This is a genomic window from Geobacter sp. OR-1, from assembly GCF_000813145.1.
Classification (GTDB): domain Bacteria; phylum Desulfobacterota; class Desulfuromonadia; order Geobacterales; family DSM-12255; genus Geoanaerobacter.
On the sequence record NZ_BAZF01000034.1, the window covers coordinates 1 to 21042 of the forward strand.

The following is a 21042-nucleotide window of genomic DNA, read 5'->3' on the forward strand; positions in this document are numbered from 1 at the left end:
TGGTCACGGTGGCGCTTGATGGCGAACCCAGCGATGCGCCGCCGGTCGGGGAACTCAGAGTGACGGTAAAGGTTTCGTTGCTTTCCACCAGGGCGTCGTCGGTGATGGGGACCTCGAAGGTCTTGCTGGCCGTGTCGCCGTCACCCCAGGAGAGCGTGCCGCTGGTGGCGGTAAAGTCGCTGCCGGATAGGGCGGTGCCGCTGCTGGTGGCGTAGCTGATACCCACCGCGCCGCTGCTGCCGCCGGTGCGGGTGGCGGTAATGGTTACGCTCGGGCCGGCCTCGCCGATGGAGTAGGCCGAGGCGCTCAGGCCAATGGTCCCGACCGGAGCCACATCGTTGTTGTTGATGGTGTAGGTATAGGTCGTGTTGGTTCCGAGGTTTGCGTTTGATGGTGTCCCCAGGTTCACGATGACCGTTTCGTTAGGTTCAACCGCGGTATCGTCGACAATGTTCAGGGTGATGTTTTGCGATGTCACGCCCGGGGCAAAGGTCAAGGGGCTTGCCGAGATGGTGTAGTCCGTGCCGCTGCCGGTGGCCGTGCTGCTGGCATTGACAGAGAACGGCACGGTTACCGGGACCGCCGATGCCGTCCCGGAGAGGGTGACGGTCACGGTTACCGGGGTGACCGATTCTGCGCCGCTGCCGCTGGTGGCGCTGAACTGTACCGTCGGCGGTGACTCGTTATCGGTAATTGTAAGGGTAGCGGTGGTCTGTGTACCAAGTGTTGCGCCTGAAGCATTGCTGAGGGTCAGGTTGACTGTTTCGTTCCCTTCATACACCGTATCGTTAGTGACCGGCACCGTGAAGGTCTTGTTGGCAGAGTCGCCATTGGCCCAGTTGAGCGTGCCGCTGGCCGTGGTATAGTCCGAACCCGAGGTCGCCGTGCCGTTGCTGGTGGCGTATTGCACCGATGCCGCGCCGACGGTTCCACCGGTTCGAGTGACCGTGATGGTGGCCGTCGAGCCGTTTTCAGCCACGGAATAGGTCGGGGAACTGAACTGGAGCGTGCCAGCTGATGGCACAGTAACGGTTATGACTTGCTCGATATGCCCTTTCGCTTTTGAACCGTCATGGCCTACGCCAAGCACTACCACCTGGTAGGTGCCGCCCGGGGTCCCGGCCGGGACCGTGATCCTGACATCGCACCCCATCCTGTTTGCGGTGCCGTCGAGGTCGCCGGAAGAAGCATCATCAAAAGCAGAGTTTCTGCTCCCAGCGTCCCACCCTGTACCGTTATAGTCAAGACTGTACCCAACCTGACTGTTGGGGTATTCGGTAGAGGTGTCGTAGCCGCCGGTCCAGGCAGAGACGCCGTCACTCAGGTTCCAGGCCGTGCTCCAGCCGGTGAGCCCGGTAGTGTTGGCCGTACCCTTGGCAACGGTCCAGCCGGTCGGCACCACCACCTCCACGCCGACTGGATCGCCGTTAGCCACATTGGTGAAAATCCAGTCAACCTCGAAGGTTGAACCGGCGGTGGCAGTTACAGATGTTGCCTGAGCCCCGTTGATCCCTGTGGTTATGGTCGCACCGGAAATCGTTGTACCGTGACACGTCGATGCGGAGCAGGACGAATTTTTTGAGACAAAGGCAATCGCCGAATGCGGGTAGAAATGCGCTGTGGCAAAGAAGCCGATGACAACAAGGGCCATGGCAATCGAGCCAACACCAAATGCCCGTATGTCAGGGCGGTTGCCGTGGTTTCCGCCAGGCAGGGCTCTTTTTATAAGCCCGTACAGGTTTCGTTTCATGCCACACTCCTGTTCAAGGACCCGCACAATCCGTGTTTGTAGTTTGCAGATGATTTACGCAGGGAAAATATCGATGAGCGGAGGAATTTCAGTTTGGCGGTGTAAACTACAAGCGAAGCCTGTTCTCCGGAAAAGTAGCGGCGCATCCCCTCGGATATCGGTCCCGCCACCTCGAAGACCACCTTGCCGCTCTCGTTCCAGAACGGGGTGCAGGATATAGAAGGCTCAAACGTCATGAGCGCGGCAAGGAGGTAGGTATCCTCGATTATGGACAGGTTCTTTCCGTTGATGATTACCGGATTGTATCTCATCGTCACCTCCATAGTTGCACGGCTAATTAGAAGCCGGATTACATTATGATAGTATTGTTAATGTCATATGCCGACTAAGGCATGTGGCAGTTAACTGGTTTAAATTATTTAAACTACCTCCTCCCTGGTCTAAGGGAAAGCGAGGTTTGGTGTGCGAATTAGCGTAGATTGTGGCAACTTGACAGGGGTAATTGCACTATATGGGCCATTCAACTGTGTATCCGGATGCATCGTTTGGTTTAACATGACCGATCAAGCCGGTATTATTCGTTTTATTAAGCGCAAAAGAGAATGGATTCCCCTTCACAAAAATGCAGGTATGTGCTAGAAAATCTGCGTGGGGCCGGACGTTACCCATGATACCGGGAAGGGACGCATGAAGATTCGTGTCGGGTCAGCATTTGGAGTTGTTTGCATAATTGCGCTCCTCTGTATCGGGCTGCCGGTCATATCCTTCAAGAGCTTTGCCCTGATCGAACGTCAGGAGCTTGAAAACGACCTGAAACAGTCGCTCAACATCCTGAATGCGGAAATCCAGCAGCTGAGCACAACGGCTGGGGATTATTCCGGATGGGACGAAACCTACAGATTCGTTCAGGATGAAAATGAACAGTACATAACGACCAGCCTTGGCGAATCGATTTACACGAAACTCCGCCTGAACGTCTTCATGGTCTTCAACAATGACGGCAGGATGGTTTTTGGCAGAGGGCACGACTATCACCGGAAGATCCGGGAACCGATTCCCGGGAACCTGCTGCGCCACCTCTCCCCCGGTTCCTATCTGCTGCGGCACAATGCGACCGACCACTCCCTGGCCGGCCTGATTACGATCCCTGAAGGGACCATCCTCATCGTCTCCCTCCCGATTCTTACCGGCGAGTATCAGGGGCCGATCAAGGGGACATTGGTCATGGGACGCTTTCTTGACGGGCCGGAACTCAAGCGGATCGGGTCCCTTGTTCAGCACAACCTTTCTTTTATAAGCTCAGTTGCTCCGGCAGGTTACGATTACGCCAAAATGAGGAGCAGGCTTAAAAGCAAGGATTCTGTGCAGATCGATATTGAAGACAGCAACTCAATTACCGGCTACGCGCTCGTTCCGGATATCTTTGGCAAAGATGCCGGCATCCTGATGGTGAATAAATCGCGGAAGCTCATCAGTCAGGCAAAACTGGCCACCTGGCTGTTCATAATCATCTGCGGCAGTTCCCTGTCTCTTTTTGTTATCTACTTTCTGCTGGCCAGAAAAAGACTCCACACTGTCCGACACATCGAGAAGCTGAGCAGCGAGCGGTTGCAGGCCATAATCGACCTTGCCGTTGACGGGATTTTCATTCTGGACGGCAAGGGGAGCATACTCAGCGTCAACAGCCGGGCCTGTGAAATTACCGGTCTTGGCAAGGCCGAGATGGAGCATATGCAGCTGGACAGTCTGTTCAAAGAGAATGACGAATACCATTCGTTTCACCTTTCTCTGCCAACAGGTGAGGATACGGTTGCGCTTGAAAGCTCCCTGACCAGAAAAGACGGTTCGACCGTCTTTGTCGAGATGCGCATAAAGCAGATGCCCGACGCCAGTTTGCAATGCTTCATGAGGGATATCTCCGAGCGGAAGGCGCTGGAACAAGGGTTAATAGAGCAAAGAGACATCATCTCCTCCATGGCGGCCGAGCTTTCCATCGCCGAGGAGCGGGAGAGATGCCGGATTGCCGGCGAGCTTCATGACCAGGTGGCGCCGACACTGCTGCTGGGAAAGATGAAACTGAACTCCATGATAGCGGCTAACGGTCCATGCGAATGCGAACCGACAACTGTGGAAGTCGAGGCGTTGATAGACCGGGCGGTCCAGGATATCAGGTCGCTTACCTTCCAGATGCGGCCGCCGATCCTTGCAAACGCCGGTCTTGAGGCTGCCTTGAAGTGGCTCGGCGAAGAGTTCGAGGGGAATTACGGACTTGAAACAGCCATCAGCAGTGATGCCAGCCCGATACCACTGACATACGAGACGCGCTCCACGATCTTCCAGATCGTGAGGGAACTGCTGCTGAACATCGCGAAACACTCCGGCACAAAACAGGCCGGCATCTATATTTCGAGACAGGATGACATGATAGTCGTAACCGTATCAGACCAGGGCAAGGGCTTTGACATTGCCAAATCGACCCTGCTGAAGCCGAAATCCGGCGGGTTCGGGATTTTCAATTCACAGAAGAAGATCGAGTTTCTGGGCGGGAGGCTTGCCATTGTCTCTGCACCCGGAGCCGGCACCAGTGTAACCATATCTGCACCGATCGACCTGAAGCCGAATGAGGAGAAATAATCGTATGAGCATAAGATTACTGCTGGCTGATGACCACGCCATATTCCGGGATGGATTGCGTGCCCTGATTGACAGGGAAATGGACATGGAAGTTACCGGAGAAGCGGGAAACGGGATCGAGGCTGTGCGGCTGGCCCGTGAACAGCTGCCCGATCTGGTTGTTATGGATATATCGATGCCGGAGATGAACGGAATCGAGGCCACAAGAAAGATCCGTTCGGAACACCCCGAGATTAAGGTGCTGGCTCTGTCAATGGAATCGGATCGCCGCTTCATTGTTGAAGTCCTCGATTCCGGGGCCAGCGGCTATGTCCTGAAAGACGCCCCGTTCACCGAGCTTGCGGATGCAATCCGGATTGTTGCAGCAAATGAGACCTACCTGGGGCCAAGGATCACCGAACTCATCATCAAGGATTATCTGCAGAGAATCCCGGACAAACTCCCGCTGACCTTCGAATCTCTGACCAACCGCGAGCGGGAAATCATTCAAATGATCGCCGATGGCAGGAGTACCAAGGAGATTGCGACGCATTTCGCCATCAGCATCAAGACCATCGAAGTCCACCGGCACGCCATTATGAAGAAACTGAATCTCTACAGCGTTGCCGAACTGACAAAATATGCGGTGCGCGAGGGGCTCACCTCGCTGAATTAATCGGGGGTATATCCTTCCCGGAAAAACCGGTGATAACTTTTCCGCGTATTTTCCATCGCAGTTATTACTCCAGTGTGAACATGAAGGCCGCCCCTTTGCCGGGCTCACTCTCGGCCCAGACCCGGCCACCATGACGCCTTATGATCCTGTCCACCGTGGCCAGACCGATGCCGTGCCCGTCGACCTCAGTTCCGTGGAGCCGATGGAAAGGTGCGAACAGTTTTTCTGCATCGGTCAAGTCAAAGCCCGGCCCGTTGTCCCGGACAAAATATGCCGGTTTACCGTCACACTCCGTCATGCCGACTTCGATTACCGTTCCTTTACGATTGCCGGTAAACTTCCAGGCATTACCGATGAGATTTTCCAGGACAATGCACAACAGACCGGCATCACCGTCGGCGCTTATCTTTTTTGCGATCCGGAACGTGACCCGGCGTTCCGGATCACCCTTTTCCAGTTCCGCAGCCACGGTCTTAGCCATGACACTCAGGTCAACCGTTTTCCGGTGCATCTCGTCGCGGGTCACGCGGGAAAATGTGAGCAGTGCCGTGATCAGGCGGTTCATGCGCAGGGTGCCGTCATATATTTCCCGGATAAATTCCTTGGACTGCTCATCGAGCTGGTTGCTGCACAACCCCTGAAGCACTTGACAATAGCCGTGGATGATCGCCAACGGTCTCCGCAGGTCGTGGGAAACAGTGTAGTTGAACGCCTCCAGTTCGCTGTTGGCGGCTGCCAGATCGGAGGCTTTGGCGCTAAGATCGAAGTTCATTGCTTCAATCTTCATTTCCAGCTGTTTGCGTTCGGTAATGTCAATGACCGCTACCCGGCACTCCTGTCCCGACCCGAACATGACGGCCTCGATCTGCGCAAAAAGCGGGAAATTCCCACCGGTCGCGAGCATCACCTCACAGGACTCTTTGTCCCGGCTTTCGAACAACCTTCCAAAAAGTGCATGGAATTTCGGCTGAGACTCATCGGCAACGAACAGATCAAAGCGCCGGCCGATCAGCATGGAGCGTTCGGCCCCGAGCAAATTTGCCCCGGTGAGGTTGGCGGCAAGTATCTCCCGGTTGTTGCCGAGGGTGAAGTAACCGACCGGCGCAAAATCGTAGAGGTCGGTGTACATCTCCAGCGCCTTCTCCATATCGTCCCGTGCCCGGCGCAGCTCCGCGTTCTGCATCTCCAGTTCTAGCCGGTGAACCTGCAGTTCATGATGAAGCTTCAGTCTTTCATGCTCTGTCAGGGGCGATCGCGCTTCCAGAGGCTGTTGAGCCAGCCGGTCTAAAGCACGACGGCGCAGTTCGGATTCTGCCTGAAACTGGCTCTTGTCTTTGTCCATAACACCTTCTCTGGTCCCAGGGAATCTGCTGGCAGGATCTTGTCGACATTTCCCCGCAGATTCAAGCGGTTATTTGCCTTCAAATTTATCCCAGAAAGCCTTGCGCTTACTCTGTTCCTTGTCCACGAACCCGGTATTCAAGGCCGTAATAAGTATGGCGATGAAAAATATCCACATAATTATCATTCCGAACATGCTCATTGCTCTCTCCTTCAATCAGGAATAATTTTGCCACGCCTTTCCCTGATGGCTTGGGAAAGGTGAGGGTGTCCTTTCAGACTTCGATCCCAAACTCCGCTCCAGCCCCTATATTGCGTACCGTCAGCCGCCCCCCCATGTTTTTCTCGATGATGTTTTTTGACATGAAAAGGCCGAGCCCTGTCCCTTTGTCCGGTCCCTTGGTGGTAAAGTAGGGATCAAAGAGCCGGTCCATGTTTTCTTCGGCAATTCCGCCGCCGTTACCCGGTACTCAAGATGGGACATATCAACAATGGTGAAATCCAGATGAAGAAAATAGACTATGTTGATGACGTCCATCCCGATCTTTTGCTAGAAAAGGACGATCTCCTATACAACCGTACGAATAGTCCTGACCAGGTTGGCAAAGCAGCAATATTCCGCGGCTCAAAAGAAGATGCAATCACCTTTGCATCTTACCTCGTACGGTTTCGATTAAATCACCAAGTTGTTCCAGAATTCATGAACTATGTTGTCAATTGTGACGGTTTTCTCGGCTATGCACGGCGTTTGGCTATCCCTTCCGTACAGCAATCAAACCTGAACTCTACTCGTTATGGTCAACTCATAGTTCCGTTGCCGCCCATAAAAGAGCAGGAAGAAATTGTTGCCACTCTCAACAAGTTGACCGCTTCAGTTGCAATTACTAAGAATTTGCTAAACCGACAAATCGACACCCTTACCGCCTACCGCAAATCACTGATCCACGAATGTGTCACTGGTCAGCGGCGGGTGTAAAAATAGCAACTCTCTCTTGAAAAACTCCGCAAATGGCTCTATATTTAGAGCCATACAGGAGGTTATTTGTATGGATACAATTTACGCCGACCTTTCCATCAGCATGTCCGAGTTCAAGAAGAACCCGTCGCAGGTGCTGCGCTCTGCCGGTGAAAAACCGGTAGCAGTCCTCAACCACAACCGGCCTGCGTTCTACATGGTCAGCCCGAAGATATTCGAGATGTTTGTTGATGCCCTTGCAGACCGGGACTTGACGGATATTGTCCGTCAACGGCTCACGCAAAAGAGTCATGCGGTTGAGGTAGACATTGACACCGTCTGATGCCGATAAAGGCACCAAGTATCGACTCAAGTTCGTGCCGGACGCGCTCAAGGAGTGGCAGGCGCTGGATGGCAGCATCAAGGAGCCGCTGCGTAAAGCGCTCAAGAAACGTCTGGATCAGCCCCATGTTCCTGGCGCGGAACTGCATCGCGACCTGAAAGGGTGCTACAAGATTAAACTGCGCAAGCAGGGATACCGGCTTGTCTACGAAGTTGATGATGTGCTGGTTGTCCTGGTTCTGGCTGTTGACCGCCGTGAGGATCTGGCTGTTTACCATGCAGCCTTGGCGCGATTGCTAGAGAAATAATGTTGTAACTGTTATCTGAAGGAGGGCGCCCCCTGCAGCCAGAGGCGGGCGAACACTACGTGGCACGACGCAAAGCCCCTGAAATAACTTTTCAAGAGCATATCGCCGGCTTCCTGGTCCGTGAGCATGGGTACGGCATGCTTGAGCAGTCTGAGATCACCGATCCGGACTACGCCCTTGCCGAGGACCACCTCTGGGCTTTTCTGCAGGATACTCAGGCCGAAGCAATCGCCAAACTGGCCGAAGACTACGGCAACGACAGCCGTGATGAAATATTCAAGGCGCTGAAAGACGAACTGCGCCGCTCCCCGCTCTGGCTGATCATCCGCAACGGCCTGACCGTGCGCGGCATCGGCTTCAAACTCTTTTATTCCAAACCACGCTCCGATCAGAGCGTTGCCACGGCTCTTTATGAGCGAAACCGCATCACCTTCCGGCACCATTTCTATTTCGGCGCCAAAAACGAAGAGATTGACTTCGTTGCCTACCTGAACGGCCTGCCGATCATCACCATTGAATTGAAGCATGAGCAGAACCAGACTGTGCATGATGCGGTGAGCCAATATGCTGCCCGCGATCATAACGAGCGGATCTTCCAACTGCCGTTCCTCCATATCGCCGCGGATACCAGCGATGTCATGGTGGCGACCGACCCGCGCCGGGAGGAGAACTTCCGCTGGTTCAATACTGGCCTGGCCAACGAACCAATGACCAAGGGGGAGTATCCGGTCGAATACCTCTACCGCGAGGTGCTGTCAAAGGAGCGCCTTCTTGAGTCGCTCTCCTTCTTCCTGGTGCATGTTCCGAAGCGGGATGCCGCCGCTGATCGACCTGCGCAACCGGAGTTTTCGCTCTTCCCGCGCTATCACCAGAGCCGGATGGTGCGCAAGGTGGCCGATGCCGCTCTGCAGAATTTCGTCGATACCGGCACCATTGGCCGCAAGTTCCTGATCAATCACTCCGCCGGCAGCGGCAAGACCCTTTCGATCTGCTGGCTGGCCGACCGGCTGCACAGCCTCTATAAACCCGGCACCAACTATAAACTGGTCGATATGGTGGTGATACTTACCGATCGGAAATCGCTCGACAAGAACATCCGCGACGAAATCGAGAACTTTTCCCACCTGAAAAACATTGTCGGTCTGGCGCGCAAGGCCGAAGACCTGCCGCGGTTTCTCAAGAACCGGATGCCGATCATCGTCTCGACCCAGCAGAAGTTTGCCTGGATACTGGAGCAACTCGAAAAGGACCCGTCACTGAAGGAGCGGCGGGTGGCGTTCTTGATCGACGAGGCGCACCGTTCCCAGGAAGGCCAGATGGGCGCAGCCATCAGAGTGCCGTTCCGCAAGCCGGATGAGGCCGATGCCGAAGATGCCCGCGATAACGGCGAGGACGAGGAAGAAAAAATCGCCCGTATCATCCGTGAGCATGACAACAACCAACTCTTCGTCGCCTTCACCGCCACGCCGGCCCCGATAACGGTGACCCTTTTCGGCGCTCCCTTCGACACCTATTCCGAGGCGGAGGCGATCGAGGAAGGGTATATCGTCGATGTGGCTACGAGCATCCTGTCGTTCAAAACCCTGTACAACCTGAATTGCCCGATCCTCCCCAAGAAAGAAGAGGAGAAACTCTACCCCAAGGGTGTCATCTCGAAGGCGCTCAAGAATGTGGCGTACCAGGATGACGGCCTGATCCAGTACAAGGCCGAGGTGATGCTGCGGATCTTCGAAGAGCGGGTCAGCCCACTCATCAATGGCCGATCAAAGGCAATGATCGTCGCCACCTCCCGTGTGGCCGGCCTCCGTTATTACGAGATCATCAAGGAGAAACTGAAGGAGCGCGGTGCGCATTACAAGGTGCTGTACGCCTTCTCGGATTTCACCCACCCCGAGACGAACGAGGCGATCAGTGAGCACAAGGTCAATGATCTCGGCACTGGCGAACTGATCGAGGATCGTTTCGAAGGTGATGACTACCGGCTGATGGTGGTGGCGAACAAATTCCAGACCGGCTTCGACCAGCCTCTTCTGGCAGGGATGTTCCTCGACAAGGCGGTGATCGACCGGAATGCCGTTCAGACCGTTTCACGGCTGAACCGCTGCTATGATGGGAAAAACGATGTAATCGTCGTGGATTTCACCAACAATGCTGACGCAATCCTGAAGGCTTTTGCCAAATACCGCAAGGGGACGCCGTTCGAGCCGGGTGACCCGGACGAGAAGCAATGCACCAAACTGCTGGAAGAGATATTTGCTGCCGCAGTCTATACGCAGAAAGAGGTGACAGAGTTCGCGCAGTTGGCGAAAACCGGCACCGATGCCCAGATACAGTATGCGGTTTCCAACCTGCGCACCAGGTTTCAGGAGAAGATCGTTGATATCGAGCAGCGCAAGGCATTCGTTTATCTGCTCGCACGCTACGTCAAATCGTATCACTTCCTGACCTGCTTCTTCACCTATCCGCCCCCCTATGCAGAGATGGCAACCTTTGCCGAAATTGTCGGCCCGCAACTCATCAAGATGGGCACGGTTTCCGACATGATGAAACTGGTTCGCGCCACGACAGTCGTCAAGGCGTCGGTTCAGGATCAGGGAGAAGTTGTGTGGAAAGGCGGCAAACGGAAGGGACCGTCATCGACCGGCCAGAAAGGTGGCGGAGTGCCTCTGGTCAAGGTATCAATCTCGGACATGATTGCCGAGATCCGGAAATCCTTTGCCATAACCGAAGAAGAGGCGCTGTACATCAAGGAAGTAACCGAGGAAAAGGTTGCGGACGATGTCATCAAAACCACGGTCCTCAACCACAGAAACGATCGACCGTATCTTGAGGACATCTACCGGCTGCAACTCAACAAGTTCATCCAGGACGCTTATGACGAGCGCGGGCGCTATGATGAACTGACCAACCCGAACTATATCGACACCGGCGCCATCTTCGACATTATGGCGATGACCGTCATTCAGAACCATTTGCACGTTTGATATTTCGAGCGCTTGGACAGCAGACCACGGTTTGCACTTGAGTCCGGCAATATTTCACTACCATACTCGCATACCGCCCGGGGTTGTCTGACTGCTAAACGACAGGGTAGTCGTTTTATTCCATTCCAGTTAGACAAAGGAGAATACATGCCGCCAAATACTCTACCATTGTTACTCGCCTATACATTCGGAGTGAGTAAAGGCCTTGAGAGAGAAATTTCTGAAATACGCAGCCTGGTCATTGAATGGGACTTATCATACGACTCATCGCTTCGACGAGGCTATATCGTCGAATTATTTGAGCAAAATGGAATTTACCAGGAGTTTAAAGCCCTGCACTGGCCACATGGCAATACATCTGGTGGAGAGACGTTCCGCAGAAGATTTCTGAACATTAAACGAAGGTATGAGGACTTTCTAGCAGGCAATGCTTCCGAATCGGTGGATAATAACAACGAAGACCTTGATGAAATGGACGACCAGCAGTTTGCTGCTGAGACAGACCTTCGCGATTTTTTGGCTAAAAACCCTGAACGCATAGAAAAAGGCATGACAATTTACTCATCAAATGGCAGAGCAGGCGTAGAATTCCCTGTTGAGAACGGTTTCATTGACATTCTAGCCGTCGATAAACAAGGTAAGTTCGTAGTTATCGAGTTGAAGGTCGCCAGAGGCCGAAATAAGACCATCGGGCAGATACTTTACTACATGGGATGGGTAGATAGAAATTTGGGTAATGGACCGTGCCGTGGAATGATCATTGCCAAGGATATTTCGCCAGATCTGATTCTGGCTACCGAGCGTGTTCCAGGTGTTTCACTCCATCGCTATAAGTTGAGCGTAACCTTAGAGCAAGTAACGGTACTGGCATAAACATCGTTGACAGGCAGTCGCTGGAAGTTGCTGATATCGCTTTTCGCACAGCCATCCGAGGATAAAATACATTCAGGTAAACGCATGATTGACCGTTTTGACAATCCCTCAAATCCTTGGCCGATTCGAGAATTTGAAAATCGACTGACTCAAGAAAATGTACTTGCTGAACTTACTCAGAAACGACAATTTAACATTGGTTTTGATGTACGAGAGAAATCACTTGAAGCAGTAATGCAGGAAGTAGCGATAAGTCGGTTCGGGCAAAGTAATGTGGCCAAGACAACCAAAATAGGCAAAACTATCGGTTTGCAGTCAGCATCATTCCCGGCAAATGCACAACCCGATATTGTGGTACTTCACGATAACTACTATCACATCTGTGAACTCAAATCGAGCCGGACAGAGTATAGCCGATTTGACTGTGTCATGGAAAGCAGACCCTTCAGAGAATATTTGCAGTCCATTGGCCACGAAGGCAACAACCCTTGGGAAGTTGAACAGGACTTGATAAAACTCCACATGTACAAGGGGTTGTCAGGCAATGTCGGTAGTTGCCTTTTTCTTATGGTAGACGCCTACGAGGGCCGCGGAAGGTCGTGGACAACTGTTTTCGAGAATAGGCGAATGTTTCTGGATACAATGCGGACTGATGTTGTGAGACGTTTGGCTGATAGCATATTGGAAAGAACATCGATAAAAAATATAGAGTCTGAGGGAGCCACGGCACGTCTCATTATTTCTGTAATCCACCCGTATCATTGAACGTCATTACTTTTTGATCTAACCACCAGCGTCAAATATATAAATGGTCGTAGACATTCTCTTAGAAGTGCTGGTCGTTATAACCAGGCAGACAAAGGTAATTGAATTTATTGAAGATGTAACAAGAAGGCTCATGAATAATCGACACAGGAGCATCTGACTATGAAAAACATCGCTGACCTCAAGGTGCTCTTCCAGAGCCAGTTTCCGGACTTTAAGACCTTCGCTGACTGCGGTCAGAAATTTTCTGATGAGGAAGATCTATACAAGAAGGCTACGTCGAAGCATCTTCGTGATCTGTTCGGTCAATGGGTAGTCGCAGACTCTGGCTCAGTTGCTTCTCAAGACTTTAAAGCGAACCTGAAACAACTTTTTTCAAAAAAACTGCCGGGACTCAGTTACCCGCAAAACTTCATTAGTTGGCGCGATGAGGCCCTTCTTCTCGATGAAATACTGACAAGTGACACCGCAATTCACTCCTTCATGTCGCTGCTTCATGTATTATTCAAAACAGCCGACGAAGAAGGCAATATTGATGAACCACTCAGGAACCTGTTGACATGGCTGAAGGACAATGGCAGCCCAGCGTTTATCAGCAAGGCAATTCCGACATTCTTATTGTGCTTCTGGAAGCCACAGCGCTACATATTTATCAAACCGAGTATATTCGACGGATTTCTGCGGTTGATCGGTGAGACTCCCTTAGGTGGCGGCAAATATCTTACTGTTGAGGAATACAACCGCATACTTGCTTTGATGGATGAACTGAAGGTTGAACTGGCCGATTTCCAGCCACGGGACATGATTGACCTTCAATCGTTTTATTATATTGTGCAAAATGCCAATCGAAAAAAGACTGCCCCCGATACACCGAAGACAACTACCGAGACAGTCTCGCCATCGACTATCGGAGAAACACCAGAACCTACTGCATCACCGGATATCCCCCTCAACCTCATACTGTATGGCCCGCCAGGCACCGGCAAGACCTATCTGCTGCAGAACGAGTATTTCCCGCTGTTCACCGATGCAAAAACGCCACAGACCCGCGAGTCATATCTTGAGAGTCTTGTGTCGCAACTGTCGTGGTGGCAGGTAGTTGCGCTGGCATTGCTCGAACTGAAAACAGCCAAGGTACCGGTAATCCACCAACATCCCTTGCTACAGGCAAAAGACCGCATCATGGCTCAGAAGAACTCTCGTGCCATGATCTGGGCCATGTTGCAGACACATACCGTTACGGAATGCGCGCATGTGCAGTACACGAAGCGCCTCGAGCCGCTGATCTTTTCTAAAGACGCCGATGGCGCGTGGTCTGTTGACCCCCAGTTAGTGAGCAGTGACGCCCCTGAGTTGCTCACGTATCAACAACAGATGCTTTCATTCCAGCCTGCCGAGGAAGAGGTCCGCCGTTACAGTTTTCTTACTTTTCATCAGTCATACAGTTATGAGGAGTTCGTGGAAGGAATCAAGCCGGTTGTTGATGCGGAAGGTGGTGGCGCCATCGGCTATGATGTGGCAGACGGAATTTTCAAGCAGTGCGTTGCCAAGGCGATGGCCGATCCGCTTAATGCATATGCACTGTTCATTGACGAAATCAACCGCGCCAACATCTCGAAGGTGTTTGGCGAGTTGATTACACTCCTGGAGTCCGACAAACGGATGAAGTGGGATGCCACATCAAAGAGATGGACCGGCGGCATCCAGTTACGACTCCCTTATACGCATTCTCAGAATCCGACAGCAGATCTGTTCGGTGTTCCTGACAACCTCTATGTCATCGGCACCATGAATACCGCCGATCGTTCCATTGCTCTGCTTGACACAGCGTTGCGCCGTCGTTTCGAGTTCAGAGAGATCATGCCTCGCCCTGAAATCATCCGGCAGGCAGGTAGTGCTGATATTCCTGCCCCAGACTGCAACGATTCGATCGACCTTGAGAAACTGCTTGAGGCAATGAATGACAGAATCGAGTTCCTGTACGATCGCGACCACCGCATCGGCCATTCGTATTTCCTTGGCATCAACACCTATGACGACCTCGAGCGGATCTTCCTGACTAAAATCATACCGCTTCTCCAGGAGTACTTTTACGAAGACTGGGAGAAGGTCCAACTGGTATTTGACGACTTGGACGATGCCACCGATACCGACGGCAGATCGAAGGCAAAGGAAACGGCGATCATCAACTACCGGACTGTCAACGTCGGCTCTCTGTTCAGCGCCAGCGATTCGCACCTCTCGGCTCGCAGAATCTATGAGGCACCGCAGCAGATCGCTCCTGAGTCGATCATCAAGATATACCAGAGAGCGTAATGAAGGGTATTGACCCACATACCATCGTCCTACGTGAATTTGAAACCTGCAAGATCGGTGCGCGCTGGTCATCAGCGAACCGGACAATAACGTCACGGGAGTTGTCGGCGATCTGTGCGTATCAGGACAAGACCGGCAACGAATTGTTTACCCTTGGTTATCAATGCATCAAAGCCACTAACTGGGTCGGAACCATAGGTATCGGCGACAAGTCAATCGAGGTGATTCCTAAAATCGATGCAATCAACGGTCAGTTATCAGATGTGCCTACGCGCGAGAACCTGCTTGCCATGGTGGCATCAGCAGGGTATGTCCCTCTGGCCCGAACCGAGATTGCGCGCCTTGCGTATGATGGCAAGCCCTTGCTGGCAGCATTTCTCGATCTGTATGTTGATAATCTCGCCCGCGAGTGGCGCCGTGGTCCGATCAGGCGCTATGTCACCAGGATTGAGAACCGCCCGTATCTCAGAGGCAAACTGCTGCTACCTGAGCACCTGAAGGCAAATGCCATACAGCAGCAGCGCTTCTTTACCGTGTCGGATGAATTTATCGAGGACAATGACGTTTCACGCCTTCTCAAGGCTGCTCTGTATAGCTGCCAGCGGCAACAGTTATGTGAGCAGGTTGCGCGAAAAGCCAAGGGGTTGCTGCCCGATTTCGAAGATGTTGCATTGGTGGAATTTGCGCCTGAGGAGCGCGACCGGCTGACCGTGGATCGCCAGATAAAGCGCTTTGAGCCGTTGGTTAACCTTGCCAAGATTATTCTGCGCAGCAGTTCACCATCCTCTTCATCGGCTGGCGACGCAGTGTATTCTCTCATGTTCGATATGAACGAGGTGTTCGAGCGGTTCATTGCAGCAGAACTTCATCTGGCATTGTCCGGGCGCCAAGTCACGGTGCAGTCACAGGTCGGCGGAAAGCATCTTCTTCATCAGAACGGTCGGGGCCGATTCGCATTGCGCCCTGACCTGGCTGTGTTCTGTGGCAGTTCGACCAGGTGTATACTGGACACAAAATGGAAGCGCCTTGATCTGGACAAGACTCACGCGAATGTTTCTCAGGCAGATATGTACCAGATGTACGCTTACGGCAAAGAGTTCGACTCCCCGCGCACTATTCTGCTCTATCCGAGGTTCGGGTCGCTGCCTGATATCGTTGCCACCTATGAGCATTACGACAAATCGGCAACAAAATCAGATTGTCGCAAACAGATACTTGTCGCTACAATTGATCTCTCGTCGCCGATCAATAGCAGCGCCGGCATCAAGATGCTTCACCAGAGTCTCCACAAGTTGATTGATGATTCCAAACCAGTCAATGCTGGTAACACCATGCTATTGCTGGCAGTTTAGGAGGAATAATGCCCAGACAGAACCGAGTCAATCCTTTCGGCGATCTGATCACAACCGATGCCAGAGGCGCCCTCATGGGGAACCGCGGCATCCTGCATGACGGGAACGGTAATTTGACTACGCGCCGCTGGGCGCATCCTAACTGGGTTGCCTGTGAGACTGAATTCAAAGGGATAAAGAGACCTTTGATGCATCCGGGCAGTTATACGGAACTGTTCTTCCTGGACGAGGCAACTGCGCTTGCTGCCGGACACAGACCCTGCTGGGAGTGTCGGCGCGAGGACTTCACCAGATTTAGGGATGCCTGGTTGCGCGGCAACCCTGATGAGGAATGCGACGAGACTACAAGCATGAGCGCAATTGACCGGATCATTCACAGGGACCGAGTAACCCGAGCGCGCGAAAAAATCACCTACAGATCTGAACTGGCAAGCCTACCGGACGGCGTATTTGTTGCTCTTCCTGAACGACCAGCTGATGCAATGTTGCTGTGGAAAGGCAAGTTGTACCCTTGGCAGTCATCAGGTTACGGGTCGGCGCAAGCAATGCCGGCGCATCTAGCAGTGATCGTTTTGACTCCACACTGCATTGTCCGGGCGATCGCTGCCGGTTATCGGCCAACCACTGCTCTTACTCAGGATTTTTAATAAGCATCAACGCACGGAGGTGATAAATGACAAAAGCCGATATCGCTGAACGTATCAGCAATACAACCCGGTTCACAATGAAGGAATCTGCTGAACTACTCGAAACAGCCCTCGAAATCATGAAAGAAACGCTCGAAGCGGGCGAGATCCTGAAAATTTCCGGATTCGGCAATTTCGAGGTAAAACAGAAGGCGAACCGCCGCGGTCGTAATCCTCAATCCGGTGAAGCAATGACCATCACCGCACGGCGTGTGCTCTCGTTCAAGTCGAGCCAACTCCTCAGGGCCAGTATCAACAAATGATCGCCGAGTCATTCATTTGAAACCTCAGAACCGCCGGGAAATAAATCTCTACCTTACTGAACAGCAACATACTCAGATTGCCTCAATGCGCGATGCAGGTTTCACCATGAGCGCCATCGCCCGGTTGGCGATCCGCAAGTTCGCCGACACTATTATCCCACACGATGATGCCAACCCTAAAGCCAAGCGAGTCATTCTCTATCTCGACCCCAACGATTATTCCATTCTTGAACTATTTGCCTCCAAACATGATGTATCTCTTGCCACCGCTCTCCGCTGTTTAATCTCTCAATACCTTTCAGTAAAATCCGAAGCCATAGCTAGCCTGTTCTGATTTTTGTTGGCCGAGATATACAGCATGTGCTGTATAATACCGTCTGCAGTTATCACTAACAAGGAGGCACTATGGATTATCATTCCATCCACAAACACCACCACCGTCACATGGCGCTGCGCGCCGCAGTCGAAGTTCTGATGCTCGTTTGTTTTCACATCGTAGCATTGCACAGTATCAATGCCGGCATTGTCACCGGTGCAGCCACATTGCTGATCTATATCATTATCACGATCAGGTTTTTGCATCAGATGGCAACATTGCCGAATGAGTGCGAGGAATTGGAGGGCAAGCATCTATAACACCTTGATGTACACGGCAAACCGACAGAGCCGGCAAGGCGGTTCCGCAGATATGGGAGGGAATCAATGATCGAGGGTTTAAAACGCATCTGGAAACTGCTCGAGGCAGACGACCATAGTTATGTGTACGTCAAACGTTCTCTTAGTGCCAGTGCAACACCGACGCGTCCTACAAAGGTGGTAGTTGTCGTGGCGCGTAACGGCGTCAAGATCTACGAAAATGTCCCTGGTCGAGATTACAAGGTCTATTCGGATGAATTGATTGTCCGAATCGCACCACAAGACCTAGAAATTGAAAACCTGCAGAAGTACGTCGCTGTAGACGAAGCGCAAGAGATAGTTGCCATTTACAAACATCGAAGGAACAAACTGCTTAGAGTATTGCCGGGAGGCACCGCACATGTTCAACAGAGATAAACAGGTCGAGAAATACCGCCGACACTTGTCCGCCCATCATACCTGTCTGTGCTTCTGGTTAGCGGTAAACTGGCACTCTGTTAGGGTCATTGACGCCGATTTTGAGGATTCACATGACGAACTACCCAAGGGATGTGTGCGCACCGTATATCTCGCATGCACCTGCGCTACCTGCAACGCCAGCGGGCTCGTGCCAATAGTCTTTCCTTTTCGCGAAGCATATGGAATTGGGCTCCTCGTGAACGCGATACGTTATGTAACCAAAACCGTGAACGAAGAGATGTGTAACTGCACAGGTTACGTTGACTCGAAACGGCTGAACGATATCCGCAGTCAATTACGAGCAGTATGGCTATTGTATCATCCCGAATATGGCTACCATCCATAAAGGAGACATATGACACAAGATGAATTGTTGACATTGATGAATGCCGTTGCGATTGATGCGAAAGCGTCGCTCATGTTCAACGGACATTTGAAATCAACCTTCATTGTCAAGGCCGGCGACAGATGTGAGATGTTGCCATACGAGTTCAATAATGAGGACAAGAAAGAAGATGTTGCTGCCGCATTAGCGCTCTACACCGATATGATACAAGCCGAATGCGTAATCCACGTTTCGGAAGCATGGATGTCAACTGCGCAGCCAGATGGGAAGTTGCCTTCAGTAAATCCAACTGATGACCCGAATCGGCGTGAAATTCTGGTCATCGCGGGGGCGATACCAAGCGGTGAAACTTTGATTGGGTGCGCCTTTACGCGTAACGGCAAAGAAATCACTCTTGGAGACGACCTGCCAGAGGCCGACTTCGTGCCAAGGCAATCACGCTTTTTCTGGCTGCTATGGTCAGGTAAGGGGATAGAGTTATCGCGACAGAGGTGGCAATGCTAAGCAGTTGTCGATAGCAGCGCGACTCTGCACTCTGGGGTTTACCTGGCTGCCTTGATATTTGTCTAACTTCTTGTGTGGTATAATAGTGCCTTCCTTGTGAACCCGGCCTTGCTGAACGCCAGGCCGGGCAACCTCTCCCTCCTTGCAGGACCCATACAATAACTGTGATGGGTTCCTCCATCAGAGCCAACGAAACTCCTTTAAAAAGTTCAAAATAAATGTTGCCGATCAGGGAACGGGCTAACATATTACCATTGTGAAAACTAACCGGAGGAGGTGAAATATGTCGAACAACGCTAGCATATCTATCGAAAAACTTAACGAGATTGTCGCAATCGCCCAAGACGATGCCGATGAGCAAGGGAAAAAGGGGGGTATCGCTATTGCAGATCCCGAAGCATATTACGGGGGGTTCATAGTTTCTCTGATGGCTGGCTTGAATCAAGAGACAAGTGGTGAGATTGCTGGGTCTGAAGATTACTTGCTCGAACGGAGACCTTGGTTCATTAAGCGAATGGTAGCAATGCAACGCGAGCAGGAAATAGCTGTTATGATGATGAACCAAGGGGAGCCATATAGTGACTGATTTATTTCCTACAGATATCATTCCACACCGATTCCTTAAATGGATTATAGTGCGGTCAAGTCAATTCCCAAGGAAATCCCTTAATAATGGTTCTAAGCCTAAGACAGGAGCCAGTTAGGCTGGGTTTCGCTCAGCCACACCTCAATATCTTGCATGATGAAAGTCTGAGTTTACCTGCACTGTCTTGATGGCTGATCCCTCTTGACACTTACGATCAAGGTGATTATTATGAAATCAATTAAAGGGGAGTAGTTATCGGCCACAGACAAGGCCGACCCGGATTCCGTCAATACGGTCAAACGACCCGGAACCGGGGCAGACACCTGCCAACAAGACCTTTATCCAGGCAACCATGCCGGGGGTAAAGGTCTTTTTTATTACCCCCGGCGAAACAGAAGCCAAGATTACTTGGCAGCATCGTCGGAGGTAATAAACAATGAACAGACTCAAGACAACACTTCTTCTCTCTCTCCTCACCGTGCTGATGGTCCTCATGGGGAGCGCCATCGGAGGCAAGACCGGCATGGTCTTCGCCTTCTTCATGGCCGCCGCCATGAACTTCTTTTCCTACTGGTTTTCTGACAAGATCGTCCTGAAGATGTACGGCGCCCAAGAGATCGGCGAGCACGACCACCCGGCCTTCTACGGCATGGTCCGCCGGTTGGCGCTGCAGGCCAATCTGCCAATGCCGAAGGTCTATATCATCCCTGACCAAAGCCCCAACGCCTTTGCCACCGGACGCAATCCGCAGCACGCCGCTGTCGCTGCCACCGAGGGTATCCTCCGCATCCTGTCACTTGAAGAACTCGAAGGGGTCATGGCGCACGAACTGGCCCACGTCCAGAACCGCGACATCCTTGTCGGTACCATTGCCGCTACCTTCGCCGGCGCCATCTCAATGCTCGGCAACATGCTCCAGTGGGGCGCCATGCTCGGCGCGGGCCGCGGCGACGACGAGGAAGGGACGGGCGGACTGGTCGGCTCACTGGTCATGGCTATCATCGCCCCCATTGCAGCCATGCTGATCCAGATGGCGGTGTCCCGTTCACGGGAATATCTGGCTGACGAAAGCGGCGCCCGGATCTGCGGCCGGCCGCTGGCCCTGGCAAATGCCCTGCGCAAACTGCACAGCGCCAGCCAAACGATCCCGATGCAGCAGGCCCAGCCAGCCACCGCCCACATGTTCATCGTCAACCCGCTCACCGCTGGCAGCCTGGTCTCGCTCTTCTCCACCCACCCGCCGATGGAAGAACCGGATTGCCCGGCTTGAGGCAATGTCAAGAGAGG

The 21042-nt window shown here is 52.5% G+C and carries 22 protein-coding genes and 1 pseudogene; 18 read left to right on the top strand and 5 right to left on the bottom strand.

Annotated elements, in window-relative coordinates:
- Together OR1_RS21215 and OR1_RS19785 are read right to left on the bottom strand one after the other, a co-directional pair.
- Positions 1-1750, bottom strand: a 1750-nt coding sequence (locus tag OR1_RS21215; protein WP_272946224.1) for a Calx-beta domain-containing protein, incomplete at its 3' end; no start/stop codon positions are given.
- Complete coding sequence (locus OR1_RS19785) at positions 1747-2061, bottom strand: hypothetical protein (RefSeq protein WP_041974714.1); 315 nt, start codon at positions 2059-2061, stop codon at positions 1747-1749. The genes OR1_RS21215 and OR1_RS19785, both read right to left, overlap by 4 nt.
- Positions 2062-2437: 376 nt before the next feature.
- Between OR1_RS19785 and OR1_RS21220 the strand changes: the two genes are divergently transcribed.
- Positions 2438-4384 (top strand): CHASE4 domain-containing protein, encoded by a 1947-nt coding sequence (locus OR1_RS21220; RefSeq protein ID WP_052440701.1) that lies wholly within the window; start codon positions 2438-2440, stop codon positions 4382-4384.
- 4 nt (positions 4385-4388) lie between these two features.
- Complete coding sequence (locus OR1_RS19795) at positions 4389-5039, top strand: response regulator transcription factor (RefSeq protein ID WP_041974716.1); 651 nt, start codon at positions 4389-4391, stop codon at positions 5037-5039.
- A gap of 64 nt (positions 5040-5103) precedes the next feature.
- On the opposite strand, the gene OR1_RS21225 is transcribed toward OR1_RS19795, so the two are convergent.
- The 3 genes from OR1_RS21225 to OR1_RS21845 form a co-directional block, all read right to left on the bottom strand.
- Positions 5104-6381: an ATP-binding protein gene (locus tag OR1_RS21225; protein WP_052440702.1), complete on the bottom strand. Its 1278-nt coding sequence runs from the start codon at positions 6379-6381 to the stop codon at positions 5104-5106.
- Between the two features lie 69 nt (positions 6382-6450).
- Entirely contained in the window at positions 6451-6582 is a 132-nt protein-coding gene (locus tag OR1_RS23070) for a hypothetical protein (protein ID WP_272946225.1), read from the bottom strand.
- Between the two features lie 73 nt (positions 6583-6655).
- Complete coding sequence (locus OR1_RS21845) at positions 6656-6829, bottom strand: ATP-binding protein (protein WP_370543384.1); 174 nt, start codon at positions 6827-6829, stop codon at positions 6656-6658.
- Between the two features lie 56 nt (positions 6830-6885).
- On the opposite strand from OR1_RS21845, the gene OR1_RS19805 reads away from it, so the two are divergent.
- From OR1_RS19805 to htpX, 16 genes and pseudogenes are all read left to right on the top strand, one after another.
- The gene (locus tag OR1_RS19805; RefSeq protein WP_237754373.1) at positions 6886-7356 is read left to right on the top strand and encodes a restriction endonuclease subunit S; all 471 of its coding nucleotides are present in this window, start codon (positions 6886-6888) and stop codon (positions 7354-7356) included.
- Positions 7357-7426: 70 nt separating this feature from the next.
- Complete coding sequence (locus tag OR1_RS19810; RefSeq protein WP_041974718.1) at positions 7427-7678, top strand: type II toxin-antitoxin system prevent-host-death family antitoxin; 252 nt, start codon at positions 7427-7429, stop codon at positions 7676-7678.
- The gene (locus OR1_RS19815; protein WP_041974720.1) at positions 7665-7985 is read left to right on the top strand and encodes a type II toxin-antitoxin system RelE/ParE family toxin; all 321 of its coding nucleotides are present in this window, start codon (positions 7665-7667) and stop codon (positions 7983-7985) included. The genes OR1_RS19810 and OR1_RS19815 overlap by 14 nt, the downstream gene beginning before the upstream one ends.
- 59 nt (positions 7986-8044) lie before the next feature.
- Positions 8045-10969 (top strand): DEAD/DEAH box helicase family protein, encoded by a 2925-nt coding sequence (locus OR1_RS19820; RefSeq protein WP_041974722.1) that lies wholly within the window; start codon positions 8045-8047, stop codon positions 10967-10969.
- A 147-nt stretch (positions 10970-11116) separates the two neighbouring features.
- On the top strand, positions 11117-11842 hold the full coding sequence (locus tag OR1_RS21230) for an endonuclease NucS domain-containing protein (protein WP_052440706.1): 726 nt from the start codon (positions 11117-11119) through the stop codon (positions 11840-11842).
- An 84-nt stretch (positions 11843-11926) separates the two neighbouring features.
- Entirely contained in the window at positions 11927-12607 is a 681-nt protein-coding gene (locus OR1_RS19830) for a hypothetical protein (protein ID WP_041974723.1), read from the top strand.
- A 162-nt stretch (positions 12608-12769) separates the two neighbouring features.
- Entirely contained in the window at positions 12770-14923 is a 2154-nt protein-coding gene (locus OR1_RS21235; RefSeq protein ID WP_052440708.1) for an McrB family protein, read from the top strand.
- Positions 14923-16275: an McrC family protein gene (locus OR1_RS19840; protein WP_041974725.1), complete on the top strand. Its 1353-nt coding sequence runs from the start codon at positions 14923-14925 to the stop codon at positions 16273-16275. Before OR1_RS21235 ends, OR1_RS19840 begins: the two co-directional genes overlap by 1 nt.
- 8 nt (positions 16276-16283) lie before the next feature.
- Positions 16284-16922, top strand: coding sequence for a hypothetical protein (locus tag OR1_RS19845; protein ID WP_041974728.1), 639 nt, complete (start codon positions 16284-16286; stop codon positions 16920-16922).
- A 26-nt stretch (positions 16923-16948) separates the two neighbouring features.
- Positions 16949-17224 (top strand): integration host factor subunit alpha, encoded by a 276-nt coding sequence (locus OR1_RS19850; RefSeq protein ID WP_041974730.1) that lies wholly within the window; start codon positions 16949-16951, stop codon positions 17222-17224.
- 16 nt (positions 17225-17240) lie between these two features.
- Positions 17241-17558: a hypothetical protein gene (locus tag OR1_RS19855; protein ID WP_041974734.1), complete on the top strand. Its 318-nt coding sequence runs from the start codon at positions 17241-17243 to the stop codon at positions 17556-17558.
- Positions 17559-17629: 71 nt separating this feature from the next.
- A complete protein-coding gene (locus OR1_RS19860) occupies positions 17630-17860 on the top strand; it encodes a hypothetical protein (RefSeq protein ID WP_041974735.1) in 231 nt (76 codons plus the stop codon).
- Between the two features lie 66 nt (positions 17861-17926).
- Entirely contained in the window at positions 17927-18277 is a 351-nt protein-coding gene (locus OR1_RS19865; RefSeq protein WP_041974737.1) for a hypothetical protein, read from the top strand.
- A 397-nt stretch (positions 18278-18674) separates the two neighbouring features.
- Positions 18675-19169, top strand: coding sequence for a hypothetical protein (locus tag OR1_RS19870; protein WP_041974739.1), 495 nt, complete (start codon positions 18675-18677; stop codon positions 19167-19169).
- 283 nt (positions 19170-19452) lie between these two features.
- A complete protein-coding gene (locus OR1_RS19875) occupies positions 19453-19755 on the top strand; it encodes a hypothetical protein (protein WP_041974741.1) in 303 nt (100 codons plus the stop codon).
- Between the two features lie 436 nt (positions 19756-20191).
- A pseudogene (gene htpX, locus OR1_RS19880) lies at positions 20192-21042 on the top strand (zinc metalloprotease HtpX); the annotation flags it as partial.

What these genes read in the sequence shown, in the direction of transcription:
- OR1_RS21235 (WP_052440708.1), top strand. Translation starts at nt 12,770, where the DNA reads ATGAAAAACATCGCTGACCTCAAGGTGCTCTTCCAGAGCCAGTTTCCG.
- OR1_RS19875 (WP_041974741.1), top strand. Translation starts at nt 19,453, where the DNA reads ATGTCGAACAACGCTAGCATATCTATCGAAAAACTTAACGAGATTGTC.
- OR1_RS19845 (WP_041974728.1), top strand. Translation starts at nt 16,284, where the DNA reads ATGCCCAGACAGAACCGAGTCAATCCTTTCGGCGATCTGATCACAACC.
- OR1_RS21230 (WP_052440706.1), top strand. Translation starts at nt 11,117, where the DNA reads ATGCCGCCAAATACTCTACCATTGTTACTCGCCTATACATTCGGAGTG.
- OR1_RS19785 (WP_041974714.1), bottom strand. Translation starts at nt 2,061, where the DNA reads ATGAGATACAATCCGGTAATCATCAACGGAAAGAACCTGTCCATAATC.
- OR1_RS19860 (WP_041974735.1), top strand. Translation starts at nt 17,630, where the DNA reads ATGGATTATCATTCCATCCACAAACACCACCACCGTCACATGGCGCTG.
- OR1_RS19840 (WP_041974725.1), top strand. Translation starts at nt 14,923, where the DNA reads ATGAAGGGTATTGACCCACATACCATCGTCCTACGTGAATTTGAAACC.
- OR1_RS19795 (WP_041974716.1), top strand. Translation starts at nt 4,389, where the DNA reads ATGAGCATAAGATTACTGCTGGCTGATGACCACGCCATATTCCGGGAT.
- OR1_RS19870 (WP_041974739.1), top strand. Translation starts at nt 18,675, where the DNA reads ATGACACAAGATGAATTGTTGACATTGATGAATGCCGTTGCGATTGAT.
- OR1_RS19810 (WP_041974718.1), top strand. Translation starts at nt 7,427, where the DNA reads ATGGATACAATTTACGCCGACCTTTCCATCAGCATGTCCGAGTTCAAG.
- OR1_RS19805 (WP_237754373.1), top strand. Translation starts at nt 6,886, where the DNA reads ATGAAGAAAATAGACTATGTTGATGACGTCCATCCCGATCTTTTGCTA.
- OR1_RS21220 (WP_052440701.1), top strand. Translation starts at nt 2,438, where the DNA reads ATGAAGATTCGTGTCGGGTCAGCATTTGGAGTTGTTTGCATAATTGCG.
- OR1_RS23070 (WP_272946225.1), bottom strand. Translation starts at nt 6,582, where the DNA reads ATGAGCATGTTCGGAATGATAATTATGTGGATATTTTTCATCGCCATA.
- OR1_RS21225 (WP_052440702.1), bottom strand. Translation starts at nt 6,381, where the DNA reads ATGGACAAAGACAAGAGCCAGTTTCAGGCAGAATCCGAACTGCGCCGT.
- OR1_RS19850 (WP_041974730.1), top strand. Translation starts at nt 16,949, where the DNA reads ATGACAAAAGCCGATATCGCTGAACGTATCAGCAATACAACCCGGTTC.
- OR1_RS19830 (WP_041974723.1), top strand. Translation starts at nt 11,927, where the DNA reads ATGATTGACCGTTTTGACAATCCCTCAAATCCTTGGCCGATTCGAGAA.
- OR1_RS19865 (WP_041974737.1), top strand. Translation starts at nt 17,927, where the DNA reads ATGATCGAGGGTTTAAAACGCATCTGGAAACTGCTCGAGGCAGACGAC.